17 protein-coding genes and 1 riboswitch are annotated in these 19,609 nt (G+C 41.0%); of the genes, 8 read left to right on the forward strand and 9 right to left on the reverse strand.

Annotated elements, in window-relative coordinates; all coding sequences use genetic code 11:
• Positions 1-10: 10 nt before the first annotated feature.
• From ACIQXR_RS10830 to ACIQXR_RS10855, 6 genes are all read right to left on the reverse strand, one after another.
• On the reverse strand, positions 11-1,390 hold the full coding sequence (locus ACIQXR_RS10830) for a sensor histidine kinase (RefSeq protein ID WP_402872109.1): 1,380 nt from the start codon (positions 1,388-1,390) through the stop codon (positions 11-13).
• A complete protein-coding gene (locus tag ACIQXR_RS10835) occupies positions 1,390-2,061 on the reverse strand; it encodes a response regulator transcription factor (protein WP_402872112.1) in 672 nt (223 codons plus the stop codon). Before ACIQXR_RS10835 ends, ACIQXR_RS10830 begins: the two co-directional genes overlap by 1 nt.
• A 685-nt stretch (positions 2,062-2,746) precedes the next feature.
• A complete protein-coding gene (locus ACIQXR_RS10840; RefSeq protein WP_402872115.1) occupies positions 2,747-3,121 on the reverse strand; it encodes an immunity 22 family protein in 375 nt (124 codons plus the stop codon).
• A 12-nt stretch (positions 3,122-3,133) separates the two neighbouring features.
• Complete coding sequence (locus ACIQXR_RS10845; protein WP_402872118.1) at positions 3,134-4,657, reverse strand: T7SS effector LXG polymorphic toxin; 1,524 nt, start codon at positions 4,655-4,657, stop codon at positions 3,134-3,136.
• On the reverse strand, positions 4,654-4,941 hold the full coding sequence (locus tag ACIQXR_RS10850; RefSeq protein WP_402872120.1) for a YwqI/YxiC family protein: 288 nt from the start codon (positions 4,939-4,941) through the stop codon (positions 4,654-4,656). The genes ACIQXR_RS10845 and ACIQXR_RS10850 overlap by 4 nt, the downstream gene beginning before the upstream one ends.
• Before the next feature lie 368 nt (positions 4,942-5,309).
• Positions 5,310-6,716, reverse strand: a complete 1,407-nt coding sequence (locus tag ACIQXR_RS10855) for a M28 family peptidase (protein WP_402872122.1) — start codon at positions 6,714-6,716, stop codon at positions 5,310-5,312.
• Positions 6,717-6,970: 254 nt separating this feature from the next.
• Here ACIQXR_RS10855 and ACIQXR_RS10860 point away from each other — a divergent pair, with 254 nt between their 5' ends.
• The 3 genes from ACIQXR_RS10860 to ACIQXR_RS10870 are packed head-to-tail and all read left to right on the forward strand — an operon-like array spanning position 6,971 to position 11,158.
• The gene (locus ACIQXR_RS10860; RefSeq protein WP_402872125.1) at positions 6,971-8,119 is read left to right on the forward strand and encodes an iron-containing alcohol dehydrogenase; all 1,149 of its coding nucleotides are present in this window, start codon (positions 6,971-6,973) and stop codon (positions 8,117-8,119) included.
• Positions 8,120-8,130: 11 nt separating this feature from the next.
• Positions 8,131-9,726 carry a sensor histidine kinase gene (locus ACIQXR_RS10865; RefSeq protein ID WP_402872128.1) on the forward strand — a complete coding sequence of 532 codons (1,596 nt, stop codon included), beginning with the start codon at positions 8,131-8,133 and terminating at the stop codon, positions 9,724-9,726.
• Between the two features lies 1 nt (position 9,727).
• Positions 9,728-11,158 carry a sigma-54-dependent transcriptional regulator gene (locus ACIQXR_RS10870; RefSeq protein WP_402872131.1) on the forward strand — a complete coding sequence of 477 codons (1,431 nt, stop codon included), beginning with the start codon at positions 9,728-9,730 and terminating at the stop codon, positions 11,156-11,158.
• A 52-nt stretch (positions 11,159-11,210) separates the two neighbouring features.
• Here the strand turns inward: ACIQXR_RS10870 and adhP are convergent, their stop codons facing one another.
• The gene (gene adhP / locus ACIQXR_RS10875) at positions 11,211-12,224 is read right to left on the reverse strand and encodes an alcohol dehydrogenase AdhP (RefSeq protein ID WP_402872317.1); all 1,014 of its coding nucleotides are present in this window, start codon (positions 12,222-12,224) and stop codon (positions 11,211-11,213) included.
• A 274-nt stretch (positions 12,225-12,498) separates the two neighbouring features.
• On the opposite strand from adhP, the gene ACIQXR_RS10880 reads away from it, so the two are divergent.
• A complete protein-coding gene (locus tag ACIQXR_RS10880; protein WP_402872134.1) occupies positions 12,499-12,795 on the forward strand; it encodes a DUF3892 domain-containing protein in 297 nt (98 codons plus the stop codon).
• A gap of 158 nt (positions 12,796-12,953) precedes the next feature.
• On the opposite strand, the gene ACIQXR_RS10885 is transcribed toward ACIQXR_RS10880, so the two are convergent.
• Positions 12,954-13,769 carry a hypothetical protein gene (locus tag ACIQXR_RS10885; RefSeq protein WP_402872137.1) on the reverse strand — a complete coding sequence of 272 codons (816 nt, stop codon included), beginning with the start codon at positions 13,767-13,769 and terminating at the stop codon, positions 12,954-12,956.
• A 159-nt stretch (positions 13,770-13,928) separates the two neighbouring features.
• Positions 13,929-14,438 carry a YbaK/EbsC family protein gene (locus tag ACIQXR_RS10890; protein ID WP_402872140.1) on the reverse strand — a complete coding sequence of 170 codons (510 nt, stop codon included), beginning with the start codon at positions 14,436-14,438 and terminating at the stop codon, positions 13,929-13,931.
• 163 nt (positions 14,439-14,601) lie between these two features.
• Positions 14,602-14,646, forward strand: a riboswitch (PreQ1 riboswitch).
• Between the two features lie 6 nt (positions 14,647-14,652).
• On the opposite strand from ACIQXR_RS10890, the gene ACIQXR_RS10895 reads away from it, so the two are divergent.
• The 4 genes from ACIQXR_RS10895 to ACIQXR_RS10910 all read left to right on the forward strand — a co-directional run bounded on the left by ACIQXR_RS10895 (position 14,653) and on the right by ACIQXR_RS10910 (position 19,603).
• On the forward strand, positions 14,653-15,138 hold the full coding sequence (locus tag ACIQXR_RS10895) for a QueT transporter family protein (RefSeq protein ID WP_402872143.1): 486 nt from the start codon (positions 14,653-14,655) through the stop codon (positions 15,136-15,138).
• Between the two features lie 112 nt (positions 15,139-15,250).
• On the forward strand, positions 15,251-15,910 hold the full coding sequence (locus tag ACIQXR_RS10900) for a TVP38/TMEM64 family protein (protein WP_402872146.1): 660 nt from the start codon (positions 15,251-15,253) through the stop codon (positions 15,908-15,910).
• A gap of 107 nt (positions 15,911-16,017) precedes the next feature.
• The gene (locus tag ACIQXR_RS10905) at positions 16,018-17,649 is read left to right on the forward strand and encodes an ATP-binding protein (protein WP_402872149.1); all 1,632 of its coding nucleotides are present in this window, start codon (positions 16,018-16,020) and stop codon (positions 17,647-17,649) included.
• Between the two features lie 325 nt (positions 17,650-17,974).
• Positions 17,975-19,603: a copper resistance protein CopC gene (locus ACIQXR_RS10910; RefSeq protein WP_402872152.1), complete on the forward strand. Its 1,629-nt coding sequence runs from the start codon at positions 17,975-17,977 to the stop codon at positions 19,601-19,603.
• Positions 19,604-19,609: the final 6 nt, after the last annotated feature.

Consider the following 19,609-nt stretch of genomic DNA (forward strand, 5'->3'; position numbering starts at 1 on the left):
GAACAATAGATTACATAAGCGGCAAACGAACGAAGAAAGTAGTCCCTTTACCTAGCTCACTCTGAACCGCAATCGTTCCACCGTGAAGTTCCACCGTCTTTTTCGTAATGGAAAGACCTATGCCACTCCCGTTCTCACTGCGATTACGCATTTTATCAACTTTATAAAACCGTTCAAAAATATGAGGAAGCTCTTCATCAGCTATCCCCATACCGGTGTCTTTAATGATCACTTCGACCATCCGGCCAATTTTTTTGATGCGTATAATGATTGAACCCCCACTTTCAGAGTACTTAATGCTATTCGTTATCAGGTTTGTCCATACTTGAATTAACAGCTTCTCGTCTGCAGAAATCATGGTGGATGGTAGATCCATTTCAATCACCATGTCTTTTTCCCGCCAACTCCATTCCAGCATGAACAGCACTTGCCTTATTTGCTGAGCTAAATCAAAGCTTGTTCGCTGTAGGGGATCGTCTCCTTTATCCAATGAAGCGAGAATCAGAAGCTGCTTACTCATCGCGGACATACGCCGACTCTCCTTTTCAATAATGGACAAGTACTCCTTTCGTTTTTCCTTCGTTAACTCTTCCGATTGCAGGGTTTGGGAGAAGCCCTGGATCGAGGCGAGAGGAGATTGAATTTCATGTGAAACATTGGAAACGAATTCCTGTCTCATGTCTTCCAGACGTTGGATGCTCTGCGTCATTTTCGAAAAATGTTTCGCCAAATCCCCAATTTCATCACCACGGGTAACGTTCAATTCACCACTATAATCCCCGTCAGCAATCCTTTTTGTCGCTTCCGTTAATTTGGTAATAGGCTTAACAAGAAAACGTGTGTTAAAAATAATGAAAAAGAAACTAAGTAAGATCATAAGAACAAGCAAAACGGCCAGGAAAAAACGAATTTCCCCAAACTGCTTTTCAATATCAGGCCGAACGAACAAGGCGTATTTTTCGCCATTCACGTTCAGCGGAACCCCAATACTATTTTCTAATGCATCTTCAAAAAAACCGGTAATGAACAGCCCGTTATTATAGGTTTCAATCCCTTCATAGACTTTCCCGTTCAAGACATCAGCAACCGTATCCCCATCCAAATCCGTTTGATGAAACGGTTTGCCATAAGAAGTAGCCTTACCCTGTTCATTGATTAAGTACAGCTGGTAATGCAATCCTGATACATGGTTTAAATAAGCATCAATATCCTGATCAGGATTTTCCTCATACAAAGAAACGATCTCCCTTGCGACCTTGCTGATTTTCTCTCCATTGTAGGGTTTAAGAACTTGATGGTAGTACACATTAGAAAGTAAAAAAGCGATGACGCTAGCGAGCACCATGATTAAGATCGTTTGGACAACGATTCGAAAATAGAGTGTTTTCACTATTTTTTGACCCCCAGCTTGTATCCCAATCCCCTGACAGTCGTGATGACAAAATCATCCGTACGTCCTGTGAATCGTTCACGTAACCGTTTGATATGAACATCCACCGTCCGGTCATCCCCTTCAAAAGCTCCCCACACAAGTTCGATAAGTTGCTCCCGCGTAAAAACCTGATCGGGAAAACTCCCTAATTGAGCAAGCAGTTCAAACTCCTTAAGCGGAAGAAGCAATGTATTTCCCTGAATTCGGACTTCATAACTTCTTCGGTCGATGATGGTTTGATTTAATGTTATTAACTCAGCATTCATCATACGGTACCGTCGCAAAAGCGCTTTCATTCTAAATAAAAGCTCTTGTGGCTCGAAGGGTTTAACAAGATAATCATCCGTCCCGGCATAGTATCCCTTTTCTTTATCAATGAGCTGATCCTTAGCCGTAAGTAAAATAACCGGTAAATCATATTGATCGCGTATCTCCTTACAAAGATCCAGTCCGTTTTTATAAGGCATCATGATATCCACAACAGCCAGATGAATCCGTTCTTTCTCTAATAATAAGGAAGCCACATTCCCATCCTTCGCTTCGAACACCATGTATCCTTCTTTTTCTAAGTGAAATTTGAGTAACTCTCGAATATGTTGATCATCATCTGCAATTAATATATGTATCAAAGAAACACATCTCCGCTTCTTAATATGAATATCCCTACAATAGCAATATTCGAGCTCTTAAAACAACCCAAGCCTATTTAAAATAAAACAGGTAGAGGGTTTTTATCCCTTCATCAAAACCTATAAAGAAGTGATATATCCTTCTGAAGCTAAAAACCTTGAAGTGTATATTAAACACATATAAACCTAGACCACTTATTCGTCTAGGTTTTATGTTTTGCCTATTAAAATTATTCCTTCCAAATATGTTTTACTTACCTTCGTATTTATTCAATGTCCACAAGTAAGATAAACTAAAAAGTCTGCGGATAACCAAACATCCCTCATCATATTTAGTTAGAAAATTATCCTCTAAATCAGTTGTCCCTTAGGTATAGCTTTGGAGAATAAAATGGTGGTAACTGATGATATTATGGTTATTTACTTAACAAAATTAAGAGTAAATTGGGCATACGTTTAAAAGGTGTTGTACGTACTATATAATTTGTAAAAACATCAAATTTGGGATTGCAAGGGTTATCTCTATTCTGTAAGTAATAAATAGTTCATTCGTCACTAGGTATCTCTTCAAAGAAGAAACCTTGAAAGTCACTTTGCCAATCAAGGTTTCACATAAATTACATTATCTCAGGTATATCAATCTCTTTGCCTGGAGACTTACTAATTAGAACCTTTAAGAGTTCTCTTATTCATAATTAGTAGTAGCAATAAAATCAAAAGCACCAGTTGAACTAATTTCATTGTTATATTCAAAATTATATATTAAAATTATTGCATTATATGATTTCTTTAGGTTTATACTTTTCTGGATTTTTGGGATGACAATTTCTTCATACGAACACCCATCTAATAATGCTGATATATCACTACTACTATTCTTATAGACTGCTTTTTCTATTGTATCCTCATCAGTTTCATCCATATCAATATTAAAATCGATAAAGAATTGGGAAGGGACAGACTCGCCATCCTCATCATACGTTAAATCAACATACTCTCCTATTGGGTCCTCATCGTTAATATTCCCTAACCAAATTGAAACCCATCCTTGTTTTTCCATTATAGTACCCTCCTACTTTAATCTTAGACCTTGTGGTAAAGACGAAACTCCACCCTCTAATCTATAATTAGCCCAATTATTAAGCCGTCTAACAAATGTATTATAGTCGCTAGAAGTATCTATTATTGCTAACAATTCATTATGTGCTTTAGTTGAGCCTAATCCTCCGTGAACACCCTTTGGATTGACAAATTTGACATCGGATATAGCTGTTCTTAAGTCTTTAATCTCTTCAGCACCAATATTCCAACACTTAAATTGCGGAGCTCTTGAAACTAAGTGCCATTCATGTAAACCTCCAGGTTCTCTAAGCTGACGTTCAATTTTCTTTCTAATCTTTTTATCTTTCCAAAGTTCGTCTAGTTCATTACTTGTAAGGGAATTGAAGAATTTATTAAAATTCCCACTCTTTGCAGTTGGTATATCATCAACATTTAATTTGTTTATATCTTTAGCATTATCTATACCCTTACCAGCATCCTTAATCTTAACACCTTTTAGCACATCATGACCCTTATCTAAGACTTTTATGGGTTTAATGAAAGTGAACGCTGCAGCGGTTATTCTTTCATTTGTAGTGGAACCGGGACCAATCATAGTAGCTATATCGCCTAGAAGGAAATCAGTTGCCGCTATGGCATATGGGGCTAGGCCATCCGGAGTTCCTGAACCGTTACCACCAAGTACCTTCCTTTTCCCTTCAAATGTTAAAGCATAGTCCCCAGTATTTGAATCCATTATTGAATCATCGCTTCGATTGCTTTTAATATTCTGTTTGGCCAGCCCTGCATAGATTGCTTCCATTTCCTTCTCGAGCTTCCGCGCTTCGGCCTCTTGTTTCTTGAACTCCCGGTAGCCTTTCATGTTGGCAGCCACTTCGCCCTTCACTTGATAGGCTGCACTCGCTTGAAAGGCGCTTTGGTTGAAGTTCATCGGGGATATGGTACCGTCCTGACTGGTGGCTTCAATGAGGGCCTGCACAAGTCCAATGGCCACTTTTTCCTGACCCTCGCTCACTTCATATTCATCGACCAGCTTACTGTCTACATCCTTCACTTTCTTGATGGTCGTATTCTTTTCTTTTTCGGCTTTTTCCATTTTCTCATGGAAATCTTCTTGTTTGAACACCGTAAGTGGAAGGATATCATCAATGTTTTGAAAAATCTTCTGGAGATCGGTGGACTGCTGGTTCACCATCGATTTGGCATTGGAAAGACCTTGGGTCACTTCCCCCTCTAAAAAGGGGACCTCGACCACGGTTTCACCGGATAGGTCCGCTTCTTCCAATATGGCCGGAATGCCTTTTAGGAAACTGATTTGTGTGGAGAATAATTCGATCCAGGCATTCGCCACGGTGACCTGTGCCCGGTAAAAGTTCTTGATGGCCGTCGCCCCGGCTCCGGCCAATTCTTCATCAAGGTCGACGATTCCCTGGAGTTCCTTTTTAAGCGTTTCGACCTGCCCCTTGAGGTCCTCATATTGCTTGGCCCGTGACTTGACGGCCGACTTCAAAGGCTTAGCTTCGAATATCGTCATAATGGCTGATACCCCTGTGCAATATGGGTGATGGCTTCATCCTGCTCTTTCAGTAAATCCACGTTGGCCCGGGTGTCTTCCAGATTCTTTTTGACGATCGTCAGATATTGATTGAAGGTCTTTTCCAGATTGGTTTCCCGTTCCTCCCATTTCGTTGTGAAGCTCAGATCGTTATTGCCGAGCTGATCGGCCGGCAGTGCCCCCATTGTCGTCCCATCCACGGCCGTTTTCACCTGGCCGAATTGCTTGGTCACGGCGGAATGATTCAGTTTAATCGTCGTCATTTACAACACCAACTTCTTTAAATCGGATATTTCTACATGTATCCTTCTGTTCTAATCGGGTATTCCTCCCATTCATACTATCCATTTCACTAAAGAAAAACGTAGAGTGAACATCACTCCGTCCTTGTACGTATCCCAAAAGAATCACCTCATAAATAATTCCTCGAATAAACAAATGTCATATTTTACATATTTTTCATTATAAGGATTAAAGTCCGAGAGATAAATAGGGATAAATACGCTACTTTGATAGTTCAACAGGAATTTCCTCACAGCAAGTTCGATATGTGACTAAGTCTTTTTACCTCCTTTTTTTAAAATAAATCAAAAGAAGAGGATGCAACCTGCATCCTCTCGGCATTCTTTATTTATCTAATATCCTGTTTGAAGTGTAAATGAGGCATTCTTTGTTTCTTACCTTTTTTATGTTTCGGTTTCGGTTTTTTCTCTTGCACTTTTGCTTGGTCATAGACCGCTGTCCCCGCAATTCGTGCTACATCTTGAAGCTTTTCTTTTGAGATTTTATCAATCGTATCATCTGGGGAATGATACCAAGGCTCTGATGGATTGTGTATGAACAAGGCAGCAGGGATACCTGCTTCAGAGAAGGATACATGGTCACTTCGACCTCCCTCTCCATAAGGGGTAGCTACACCGTTCAGTCTCTTGCTAGAAGCCTGTGCAAGATCCGTTACTAGATTCGGTTCTCCATCGTTCGTCAAGAGAATCAAGTCCCCAGCATCCTTACTACCGACCATATCCAGATTGAAGTTTGCAATACTTCTGTTGATTTCATCTTCTGATAGATTGTCCACATAATCCTGCGAACCTAGCAATCCATTTTCCTCTGCTCCAAAGGTGATGAAGCGAATTTCCGTGTCTGTAGGCAGATCCTTCAGAACACGGGCAAGCTCAAGCGTGACAGAAGTCCCTGATGCATCATCATTTGCACCTGGTGCCCCAGCTACTGAATCATGATGTCCGGTTACATATATGATGTCACTCTTCTTCGCCTTTATATTCTTGGTTGCTTTTTTCGTTGCCACTACATTATAGGACGTTTTTTCTCCCGAAGAAGCACCCTCGATTTTCAAGGAGGCCTTCACCTTTTCTCCATTTTCCAATTTTGCTACGACTGCTTCACCTGCCGTTTTCGTAATTGTGACAGACGGTGCATATTGGTCATTGACTCCTCCGAGTGTCCCGTTTAAATCTCCCTCTGCATTATTGTAAATGATGACTCCCACAGCCCCTTTTTGAGCTGCATTCACTACTTTCTCAGCAAAAGAAAGGCTTCCTCGTTGTATGAGAGCAATCTTTCCGGCAACATTGGCTTGTTCAAGCTCCTCCAACGTTCCTAATCCAGCGTATACCACATCACCTGAAACGTCCCCATTTACGGAATAGGTTAAATGTTTTGGTTGAACTTCCCCATCATATCCGTCGAAAGCCAGTTCCACCTTGTCAGGATCTGTGTAGGATAAGAATTGAAACTCTTCAATATCCGCTTTGTAGCCATATGACTTAAACTGCTTTTTGATGAACTGGACCGCTTTATACTCCGATTCTGTCCCAGCCACGCGAGGTGTTTGAGAGAGGTATTCAATATTCTTGTAGATTTTGTCGACATTGATTCTCTTAACAATTTGCTTATCTGTGGAGGGGGCTTTTTCACTCGGAGATGAATGAGCAGGTGCCGCCAATGCAGTGGTACTACTAACGCCTCCCAACGCTAACGTAGTAGCTAATGTAAGAGATAGAAATGGTTTTTTCATAGATTTCCTCCTAATTTCAATAGATTCTTATAATCCATTGTAAATTATTCAGAATATTTAAAATAGGTATATTCATCCTAATTATCCCATTTCCCCGCTAGTCTATAATACCTTTTATAAGCGTTTACGCTGGGATACGATTTATTTTTTTGTCATCCTATATAAAAATTCTTTCGAACGTACAGGAATTTAGCTTTTTTTCTGGAAAGTAGTACAAAGAGAATACGACTTTAATCAGGGAAGAAGGGGCGAGAATGTCCATTACTAAATTCGTGATGCCTGAAGTGATTTTTGGAAAAGGTTCGATAGAGCAAGCGGGAGAGGCATGCCTACGTTTAGGGGCCAAAAAGGTGCTGATTGTAAGTGACCCTGGTGTAGCCAATGCCGGCTGGCTGGATATCGTCGTAAAATCCTGTCAAGATGCAGGACTTGCCTACGCTTCCTTTATCGATGCAACGACAAATCCTAAAGACCGTGAAATAGAAGCCGGCTGTTTGACGTTTCATAATCATGAGTGTGATGCCATCATAGGGGTTGGCGGAGGAAGTGCGCTGGATGTCGCCAAAGGGGTCGCTTTATTGGCATCAAACGGCGGAGTCACCAGTGATTATGAAGGGGTCGATAAAGTCCATTCGCCTCTTCCACCCATGGTGATGATCATGACCACGGCTGGATCCGGCTCGGAAGTCTCCCAATTTTCGGTGATTGTCGATTCGTTCCGCGAGAAGAAAATGACGATCATCTCAAAGTCGCTCGTACCCGATATTGCCATCATCGATCCGGCTACGTTGACAACTTTGGATCCAGACTTGACTGCGGCAACGGGTATGGACGTTTTGACTCACGCCATTGAAGCCTATGTTTCTATCGCAGCAACACCACTTACTGATGTTCAAGCACAGAACGCCCTCTCCATCGTCTCCCGTTACCTACGCCCTTCTGTTGCATCTAAAAATAATGAAGAAGCAAAAGAGGCGATGGCCATGGCTAGCCTGCAAGCCGGACTTGCCTTTTCCAACGCCATTTTAGGAGCCGCCCATGCGATTTCCCATGCCATCGGCGGAAAGTACCTGCTTCCACATGGGGAAATCAATGCAATCCTTCTCCCCCATGTCATGGATTTCAACCGAATTGCTTCCCCTAGGCGATTCAGCGATATTGCGGAAATCATGGGAATCGACACACGGACCTTAACAGAGCAACAATCAGGCGCCGCCGCTGTTGCCTTCGTTCGGGAGTTATCCCAAGATATAGGCGTGCCTCTAAGTTTAGGGGATGTCGGCATTACTACGGATATGATTGAACTAATAGGCATGACCGCTATTGATGATGCCTGCATGATTACAAATCCTCGTGATATGTCCATAGAACAGATTAAACAATTGCTCCTTACAGCCCTATAGGAGGTGCAACCATGAACAAAAATGAAATGATAGATTTAATGACCGGTGTACGGTCTTCGAAAAAAACATACTACACTGAACTAAAGAAGACCGTCGATGAGTTAAAAAAGAAGAATCTACAACTTGAAATCATGAATGATATTACCAAGAACATGAACGGAGACTTGGATATTCATCTTATTCTTCGAAATGTAGTCGATAAACTAAAACGACTGATCTCATTTGATGACTGTCATTTCATTATTTTATATGAAGAAGATCCGACTATACTCCATATATGCCCTAATGGACCATGCGAGCTTAACATTGAATCCAAAGACCAATTACATTCGATAAAGGAACCGATCCAGATAAACGTCGAGATCCTCCCTGCTTTTCCAGAAAAAGAACAACTTCTGTCCCTTCAGATAGAAACGCTCCTCTTGATTCCTGTGTACGGAAAAAATGAAGAAATCGGGATTTTAACCTTCGGCAGGAAGAATAACACAGCATGGCTCAAAGAGGAGTTAGATTTTCTAAAGCAACTATCCAATCAGCTAGCGCTAACTTTCGAAAATGCTCTGCTCTATATGGAAGTACTTCATTCTAAGCAGGAATGGGAGGATACCTTTAAGGCGGTAGAAGATATGATTGTCGTCTTTGACCGGGAGGGTGGGGTCTACAAATCCAATGATGCAGCCAAGGATTTTTTTGAATTAGAACCTTTGAAAAAGGCCTCTCAAGCTCTCATTCAAGAAACCTTCTCACTTGATAAGCCAGGTTTTCAGGAACTCCTTCTTCAGCAAGGAGCCATAATGGAAATGCACGCCTACCCCATTCAAAACAAGGAACAGCAAGTATACGGTGTTATCGCTTATTATAAAAATGTTACCGAAAGAAGAAAAATGGAAGCTCAATTACTTCATGCCGACAAGCTAGGGGCCATCGGTGAAATGGCAGCGGGAATAGCCCATGAATTGAATAGTCCATTAACCGCCATCATTGGTAACTCTCAGCTTTTATTGAGAAGCACACTTCCGGAACACCATGATTACAACCTGCTAACCGATATCCAAAATTGCGGCGACCGATGCAGGCAAATCGTAAAAAGTCTGCTTACCTTTTCACGGCAGGATGAATACAAGTTCCACTATTATTCTATGAACGAAGCCATCCACCAAGTTTTGAACTTGCTGAAGTTCCAACTCGAGAAGAAACAAATATTCATTCACCTTTCCCTACAGGAAGACCTGCCGTACATCAAGGGCAGCCAACAGCAGATTGAACAGATTATCATCAACTTGTTATTGAATGCCAAGGATGCCTTGAGTGATCTTGATGAATCAGCCCCAAAAACAATCACCATCCAGACCTTTTTAGAAGAGGAATATATGATCGTCCAGGTGGCTGATAATGGGACAGGAATTGAAGCCGAGCGCCTCCCTCTTATTTTCCACCCTTTTCATACGACAAAAGACCGCGACAAGGGGACTGGACTGGGGTTGTCTGTTAGTCTTGGCATCGCGAAAGATCATGGCGGCAAAATTGACGTATGGAGTACGCCAGGCCAAGGAAGTATATTTTCACTGAAGATTCCCCTACCGACAGAAGATGAGAGGAGTGAATAACATGATTCATTTACTTGTAGTGGACGATGAAAAAGAGGTGGGTACCTTTTTATCCCGGCTTTTTACGATGAAAGGATACAACGTACACGTCATACATAGTGGAAAGGACTTTTATGCAATCGATTTTAATCAGGAGCATTATGATGCTGCGATGATTGATTTGAAGCTTCCCGATTGTGACGGCCTTTCCCTTTTACAACATCTCAAACAAAAACAACCTCGTTGCAAGGCACTCATCATGACTGGTTACAGCACAGTCAAGACCGCCGTCCGCGCAATGAAACTTGGCGCAAGTGATTATATGGAAAAACCCTTTGCCGATATTGAGATATTAGAAAAGCAGATTGAAAACCTCCTGAATGAAAACACGGATGTGAATCAGCATTTCTTTCAGAAACTGGCCAGGGACTCCGGTCTCATCGTCGGTGAAAGTGTCATAATGAAAGAACTGACAGAAATGGCGTTCAAAGTCGCTCAAAAATCGGTTAATGTCTTAATAGAAGGGGAAACGGGAACGGGTAAAGAGGTGCTCTCCCGCTTCATTCACTCAGCAAGCCCGCGTAACCACGAGCCCTTTATCGCGATTAATTGTGGAGCTATTTCAGAATCCCTGCTTGAAAGTGAATTATTCGGCCATGAAAAAGGCGCATTCACCGGTGCAACCCAACAACGAAAAGGCTTTTTTGAAATAGCCGGAAATGGAACCCTTTTCCTTGATGAAATTGCTGATGCCAGTCCAGCCATCCAAGTCAAGCTTCTGCGGGTCTTGGAAACTAGGGAATTTATGCGGGTCGGAAGCAGTGGGACATTACGGACCAACGCACGATTGGTAGCTGCCACTAATGAAAATCTTCAGCAAGCAGTAGAAAACAATAAATTTCGGGAGGATCTATTTTACCGCCTGAATGTTGTCACTCTTGAAATACCAGCATTACGTCATAGAAAAGAGGATATCCCTCTCCTTGTCGAGCATCTGGTCGAAAGGAATGGTCAGGCAGATGTATCCTTTTCACAAGAGGCTATTGAAAAATTACAGCTATACGACTGGCCCGGAAATATACGTGAGCTATCTAATACCGTGATGAGAACCTTAACCCTCGCAGATCATGGACAGGATATCACTGCGGAAGATATCGTTCTCCCTACCCATCAGGTCATTTCACCCAAGAAACAAGCTACAATGGATCTTCACTCTCCTGAAAACCCTCTCGAAGAATGGCGGAAGAAACTTGTAGCCGATTTTAATGAAAAAGATGAGCTGACGCTTGAAAACATACTCTTGGAAATCAAACAGTTCGAATCTACCATCGAAAAAGAGCTCGTCCTGCAAACCCTTCAAAAAACGTATGGAAACCGGAATGAAGCCGCCAAGCGCCTACAGATTTCAATGAGGAAATTACGTTATATACTAAATGAAAAAAAACATACCTGACTCTTATATGAACAAGGGTGCCCCCATTAATAGGACACCCTTTCATTTTTTTCTATTCCATTGTTAAAACGATACGACCGTTAATTTCACCCTTTTCCATCATTTTAAACACATCATTGATTTCATCAAGCTGTCTTGTTTCAATATTCGTCCGTACTTTTCCATCTGCCGCAAATTGAAGAGATTCTTGTAAATCTTTTCTTGTACCAACGATTGAACCTCGCACCGTTACCCCATTTAATACCGTATCAAAAATAGGGATAGGAAGTTCATCATTCGGCAATCCGACCACGACGAGTGTTCCGCCTCTTTTGACTGAACTGTAAGCCTGTTCAAATGCTTTTTTCGTTACGGCAACAGAAATAGCTGCTTGTACGCCACCAACTTTATCCTTAATTGCTTGAACGGGGTCGCTCTTCAACCCATTCACTGTATAATCCGCTCCTAGTTCTTTTGCCAGCTCAAGCTTATCATCTTGAATATCGACGGCAATGACATTGAATCCCATCGCCTTCGCATATTGAAGCGCAACATGCCCAAGTCCGCCAATACCATAGATTGCGACCCAGTCCCCTGGTTTTGCTTCTGAAACCTTAAGCGCTTTATACGTCGTCACACCTGCACAGAAAATTGGGGAGACCTCGGCAAAATCTAGCCCTTCCGGAACCTTGACAACATATTTTGCCGGTGCCTTACAATATTCCGCATATCCTCCGTCCACCGAATATCCTGCATTCAGTTGATCCAAGCAGAGCGTTTCACGACCCGTCAAACAGTATTCACAGTCGCCACATGCCGAATAAAGCCATGGAATTCCTACTCGGTCACCGACTTTCAATGTTGTGACGCCCTCTGCTACCTTCTCGATAATCCCTACTCCTTCATGTCCAGGAATAAGCGGGAGCTTTGGCTTCACCGGCCAGTCGCCATGTGCTGCATGTAAATCCGTGTGACATACGCCACATGCCTTAATTTTAACTAGAATCTCACCATACTCTAAATCCGGAATCGGTACATCCTTAATTTCAAGCTCTTGTTTAAATTCATTGACGACCGCTGCCTTCATTGTTTTAACATCCTTCAATGTTTTCGATTCCACCGTACTTGTCCCCTGATTTACATTCATGATTCTATTCCTCCCTTAGGTCCGTGTTTTTCTCACTTCCACTTATTTATAATGCAAGTGCCATGCCAAACAGAAAAGTCCAATCAAGTTAGGTTCAAACGTAAATCCTAGCCGAAAATTCGGCCCATTATGACAGAAATCCGGCTCAATGATGACGAAAACCAGTTCGTATATTGCTGGAAAAATGGTTCACCCTATAAAGAGGAGGTGTACAATGGACACATTTGAAGAAGCCTATGAATCCTACAAACAACAAGGAACGCCACAAGCGAACCAACAAGGTGGGAACGACAAAGAAGAAATTGTCGCCGTACGGAAGAATGAAGAGGATAATATCATCGCCATCAAGACAAATACCGGAAGGGAACTGGACTATCCCACCGCTCTTTCAGAAGCCAAGGCTGGTGCACTCGCAAACGTAGATGTCTTTCATAAATATGGTCGGGACATTTTGCGGAGTGAGCCTGATGGCATTAAAGAAAATAATCTGGATGAACTGCCTGAATTTTAAAGACCGAGAAAAGCTGCCTTCCATTCAGGCAGCTTTTTTCCGCAACAAAAAAAGAACCGCATACTAACAGGTTCTCCTAACGACTTCCTCAAGGTTTTCCTGGATATTGAAAATGGAGCAACCAGCACTCTCCCTTTTTCTCCAATCCTTCTATCTGTTTACCCCCATTCATAATGATAGGACTCAGAGATTTCCAGCAAGCGGCCACAGATTTCGACCACTTCTATGATTTCAATCCAAGACATATCCATCCCAAGTTCATTAGCATGCGAAATCTTATCCCGTAACTTCCTGATGGCATTGGCATCTTTCTTCCCTTTACTTTTGGATGGGATTTGAAAAAATGTTCTCAACTCTTTATCTTTATGAATAATGTCGAATTTATCACTAATTTGTAGACATTCAATTAAATTAATCTCCTCATTTTTCTCCATTCTCCTTTCATATAATTCACTTGCCTTATGTAGACGATCCTCACTAATCATCGGATACCAGCTTTCACCCCCGAATCGATGCATGATAATATCACTAAGTCTCATTTCCAATAAAGTGATATAGCCAAAAATCAGCATCCTGATTGGTGGTTTTTGGAGGTCGGCATGCGTGATTAACTTTTTGATTGAATTATTCTCTAACACGAATACCCTCGTTTTCTTCTTAAAAATGCCTAACAATTGGATCAAGGGCGTTGAATCCGATACAAGTTCCCTTGGGGAAAAGAGCTTCATATAATCCGAAATGTTCCCTTCGCCAAGTTCATGTCTATCGATATAACCAACGATTTCCCCCTGGTCTTTCACGGCCAATGTATCAAAGTGTTTTTCCTCCATTACATTTTTGATATCAATGGCCGATTCATCTTTTCCACAAAACTCAAACTCTTGGGCTATGCTTCTGACCGTGATATTTTCCTCATATAGATTTTTAAGACTGTGATAACTACTATTATTGTTTTTGTACTCTACATTGGACATCCATGACCCTCCATCATTGGCATTCTATCCTAATTCATTAGAACCTAATAACTCCCCACTATCAGAAATAAGTCCACATGAAGTGGACTTTATTCCTTCATTCAAATGATATGTTTCTGCATATCTTCATTCAAATGATATGTTTCTGCATATCTTCATTCAAATGATATGTTTCTGCATATCTTCATTCACTTCTTGCTCCCAGTCCTTGCAAACATCTACCCAGTCCTTTGCTTTTGAGAATTGAAATAAATCCCCGAGTGAAAGTTCAATGGCTGAGTTCGCGCTCCCGCAAGCCGGGAAAACTGTCTCAAACCGTTTCATCGAAACATCCAAGTAAACATCCAGTTCATTTGCCAATCCAAATGGGCAGACACCCCCGATTGCATGTCCGGTCTGTTCAAGAACTTCTTCTGGAGATAACATCCTTGCCTTGAACCCAAACATTTTCCGGAATTTCTTATTATCGACTTTCGCATCTCCAGCGGCCACGACCAAAAGTGCTTGGTCTCCTTCTCCCCTAAATGACAACGTTTTGGCAATGCGCGCGGGTATAACCCCGATTGTCTCCGCAGCTTGGTTTACTGTGGCACTAGATGTTTTGAATTCCATCACATCATGTTCCCTGTTCCATTGTTTAAAGTGGGCCCTAACACTCTCGATTGACATTTACTTTCATCCCTTTCCTTTAACTCTTTTTATGAATCGTACCATTCTTCACTATAGTAAAGCAAAATCTCTTTCCTTTATTCTAAATATTCAATATTTCGCATAAAATCTTGAAATTGACGAAAGAGGCCAAAATACGATACTATTAAACTTCGGGCAAAAGCCTAACGTGGTTCGTAACCATCCCACGATAAAAAACTAGGGAGAGAAAAAAATGAATATTCGTACGCTCGCGATAAATGGTCTATTGGCTGCCATCTATATCGCTGTCTCATTCGTGCTTCAGCCGATTATGTTTGGGGTGCTTCAATTCCGCATTCCCGAAATGTTGAATCATCTTATTGTATTTAATAAGAAATATATATCCGGCATAGTCGTCGGTGTGTTCATATCGAACCTTTTCTTTTCACAGTTAGGGGCATATGACTTGATTTTTGGGGTCGGGCAATCTCTGATAGCCTTATTGCTTGTCATCTTTTCTTCCCGTTTCATAACGGGCATTAAGGGTCGAATGGCCATGACCATCATCATATTCACGGTTACGATGTTCCTAATAGCCATAGAATTGAATCTAGTCTTAGGATTGCCATTCTTAATAAGTTGGGCAACAACAGCAGCCGGGGAATTCCTCGTCCTACTGATCGGGGCACCCATCATTTATATGATGAATAAAAGAATTCAATTTGGAAAGTTGCTTTGAACTCACTGTGCATAAAGTAAAAGAACAATCTATATCCAAAGAGCTGTCTGCTACATGCAGCGGCTCTTTTTTTCAACCATACTCAAAAAAATTGATAAATGGTGGTGACTTTTTGCAGAAAAAAATACTGATGTTACTCGTCCTTCTGATTGTAGTAACATTCATCGGGCTAAATTCAGAATTATTCACGATGATTTGGAATAGCGACTTGGAATCCGTGATATCCATATTGACAGAAAATCTCCTTCTTACCTTTGTAGTGACGTTCGTTTTGATGATCATTCAGAACTCCTTTACTGTCATCCCCCTGATTTTACTTTTAACAATTAATGTAACGATCTTTGGCTTTGCATTCGGGTATCTATGGAGTTGGTTAACAAGCGTGGTCGCGTCAGGAACCATTTTCTACGCTGCCAGGCACTGGTTCCAGTCATTGATTTTAAGAAAGATGGGTACCGACTGGCAGGATTCCGTCAAGGATCATGGGTTTATGTATGTCTTTACCGGTAGAATTTTCCCTTTCATACCGACAAGTTTAATAAACCTTGCAGCTGGAGTTAGTTCCGTCACCTTCAAAGATTTCTTAATGGCAACAGCATTAGGCAATCTCATCTACTTCTTCTTTCTCTCTTTAATTCCATATGGACTTCTTTCCGTAGAGATGAATCAATATACATTGATTGTACTCGGTTTCCTGCTCTTAACCTTTTTCCTTATCTACAAGCGCTTCAAGAAAAAAAAGAACCTATCACTCTTTAAGAAAAACAGGTAACCTTGCTGCCTGTTTTTTTGTGTGGAATCGTATATTTTCAGCCAATAGTTTGTTAAAATGTGTATGTATTTCAGCTTTGAAATGTCGGAGAATTCAGGGAGACCCATATGCCGAGACGTATCATATTAGTAATCTACATTCTTTCTGGAATGACCACATTACTTGTTTTCAATTACTATTTAACGAATTCCTTGAATACTAAAGAGGCGTTCCTTCAACTCCAGCGAGCAGAAGGGTTCATCTTTGTCCTATTAATCGGTTTGATTTTATTTCTCTACTTATCTAAAAGAGAAGAGTTCAAACAACTAAAAGAAGAAGAACAACTTCGAAGTACCCTTATTAACTCAATGGTAGACTTTGTGAATTTTAAGGATGGAGAAGGTAGATGGCTAGAATCGAATACGTTTGGACTTCAGTTATTCCAATTGGAGAGTGTGGACTATAAAGGAAAAAAAGATAGCGAGCTTGCCGAGTACTCCCAATTCTACAGAGATTCATTGATTTACTGTGAAGATTCCGATCAAGAAACATGGGCAATGAAGAAGATTACCCGTTGTGAGGAGAATATTCCACTGCCAAACGGTCATTTTAAGACCTTCGATACCATCAAAGTCCCATTATTTCATGAAGATGGTTCACGAAAAGGGTTAGTAGTCATAGGTAGGGATATTTCAGAAAGAATTACCGCGGAAAGTCAATTGCTTGCTAGTGAACAGCGTTATAAATCTTTGTTTGATCACAACCCTTCCCCCATGTTAATGCTTGATTTGAAAGGAACCATCATAAACGTCAATCCAAGATTTGAAACCGTCACTGGATTTCGTAAAGGTGAGGTTCAAGGGGACCCTTTTATAGATTTGGATTTTTCCGCAGAAGCTAAAGAGCTCATCCAGTCATCCTGTCAATATGTCGTGGAAAATCAAAAGGGGATTAAAAAAGGAAAAGATATAGCGTTTGTTACCAAATACGGGAATTCCATTTTACTTTCTTGTACTTTTGTTCCCATGTTAGTGGGCAAAGAATTAGCCGGTATCATTACGTATGCAAAAGACGTAACACAAATTCGTGAAACAGAAAGACGCTTACGAAAATCCGAGAAACTTTCGATCATCGGTGAACTTGCAGCAAGTGTTGCTCATGAAGTGCGCAATCCTTTAACGTCCTTAAAAGGGTTCGTTCAACTACTGAAAAAAAACGACCAACCCCATGATCAATATTACACCATCATGCTTAGCGAATTAGACCGGATCAACTTAATCGTTAGCGAATTGCTTGTCCTAGCAAAGCCTCAGGAAATCATGTTCAGTCAAAATCAGATCGTAGAATTGATGGATGAAGTCAGAGCCTTGCTTCTTGTAGAAGCCGATTCTTCTTCCGCTCAAATTTCTATCGAGGTAAAAAACGATATACCGCTTATTTTATGCGAAGCAAACCAGCTTAAACAAGTATTCATCAACATGGTCAAAAATGCTCTGGAAGCAACAGCATCCCATATTTCGATAGAAATTGAGCATATTAGCCATTCCATTTCCGTTACAATCAAGGATAATGGCTGTGGAATCGAGAAAGATCGCATGAAACATCTCGGGGAGCCCTTTTTTTCATCTAAAGAAAAAGGGACTGGGCTTGGTCTGACCGTAAGTTGCCGTATTATCGAAGCGCACCAAGGAAAAGTACACTTTAGTAGCAAACTAAACCATGGTACCGAAGTTAAAATTGAATTGCCGATATATAAATAGGATAAGTACTTGTTTACTTGTCCTATTTTGTTGTGTTCGGGATATAAGTAAACGTCCCCATACACACGATTGAACCGGCTAAAATCACCTTCTCGCCTTTTTTATCTTTTTCAACGTACTCCCCCCTACATTTCCTGTAATATGGTAAGGTCAGAGTACCATGGTAAGCTTAATTATTTCTTAATGATGCATAATAGGAAATAGAATAATTAGCTTATAGATCAAGAAAATGTAGAGAGATTCTCTTCATTTTTTCACTGTTATTTCACATTTTCATTTTATACTAGTTCATAGAAGTACTAAGAAAGGTTGCTGGCACAACAAAATGAAGAATTACATATGGCTGTTCGTCAGTCTACTTGCCTTGTTTATCTTACCGGTAACGGCCTTTGGCCATGCATCCGTTTTGAGCTCGAATCCTAGCCCAAATGAGAGCTTGGATACTATACCTGAAAAGATCAGCATTCAATTCAGTGAAACTATACAATCTTCCTTTCACTCACTTGCCATGTACAGCAAAGAGGGGAAGGAGATCCCACTTCAAGATATCCAAGTTTCAGGGAATACCCTTGAAGCTACATGGTCAAGCTCTTTCGATGAAGGGGTTTATATCATTAAATGGAGAGTGGTTTCTAGTGATGGTCACCCCATCAAAGGTACAATTCCCTTTCAATATGGGGAATCCAACATCCCATCCGATCAACTGATCGGCGAAGAACATGCAGGCTTTCCAAGTACAACACAAATAGTCCTGCAAAGCCTTCAATATCTTTGTTTTGCCGCTCTTACTGGTGCACTCTTTTTTTATTTATCATTGGTGAAACGCCCTACTCCTGATCAAATCAGCAATAGGGCCCGACGCTATATCTGGCTATCTTATACCGGACTGGCGATTTCCATTCTATTGAGTCTACCTTTAAAAGTTACGATTGACGCTGATGTAGGTTGGTGGCATGCTTTCAATGGCATCTACCTAAAAGAAGTATTACAGACCACCCAATTCGGAAATATTTGGATGATAGAAATGGTGTTGCTAATTGCCTTACTTGTGGCAATTTTGGCTATATGGAGAAATTACTTCAACAAGGTTTCTCTCCTAACATCCTTTATCCTTATATCTGCCTTGATGGTTTGCAAGGCCTTAATCGGACATACCATGGATACAACTCATCAATACCTGGCTGTATCTATGGATTTTCTCCATGTAATGTCCATGGCATTATGGCTAGGCGGTTTATTGGCTATACTGATAATTCTTCCAAAGTCCTATAATCCGAAGCTGACTGATGTTGATAAAAAAACGTTTTATTGGTCAATCATACAGAAGTTTTCCTCATGGGCCGTTCTCTTTGTGATTGTCCTGATCGTCAGCGGACTTTACAGTAGTTTTCAACATGTCCCAACTCTTCATTCATTGCTAAATACGACATATGGACAATTATTACTCGGAAAAATCGGACTTATGTCCATCATGTTAGGGTTTGGGGCATTTCATTTACTCCGTGGGAAAAGAAAAACGAAGAAGCTGGGCCTCAGTACTGGAATAGAATTCAGCCTGGGAATCATCATTCTCCTTATTGCTGCTCTTTTAACAAATGTTCAGACAGCCAAGTCTTCTCCAGGTCCTGTAGAGAAAACGGAAATGACTGAAAATAATGATCAAGTAACTTTATCGGTGACCCCCAATGAAATCGGTGAGAACCTCATTCAAGTGGAGTTAATAAATAATGAGGGCATCCCTTATACAGATATCGAACAGCTTACAGTGGTCATGGAGCCTTTAGATGAAGACACAGGGGAAGTAAAATTGCACCTTCAGGAAGAAGAAAAGGGTATATTCAAAACCAAGTCGCTTATAACCATGTCAGGAAAATGGAAGATTCAAGTTCATGGTTTAACGAGGGAACTCCACTCTATTGATGCGGATTTTGTAATAGTAGTAGGAAACTCATAATGAGAA

Origin of the sequence: Peribacillus sp. NPDC097224 (genome assembly GCF_044761985.1) — a bacterium.
Taxonomy (GTDB): Bacteria; Bacillota; Bacilli; order Bacillales; family DSM-1321; genus Peribacillus.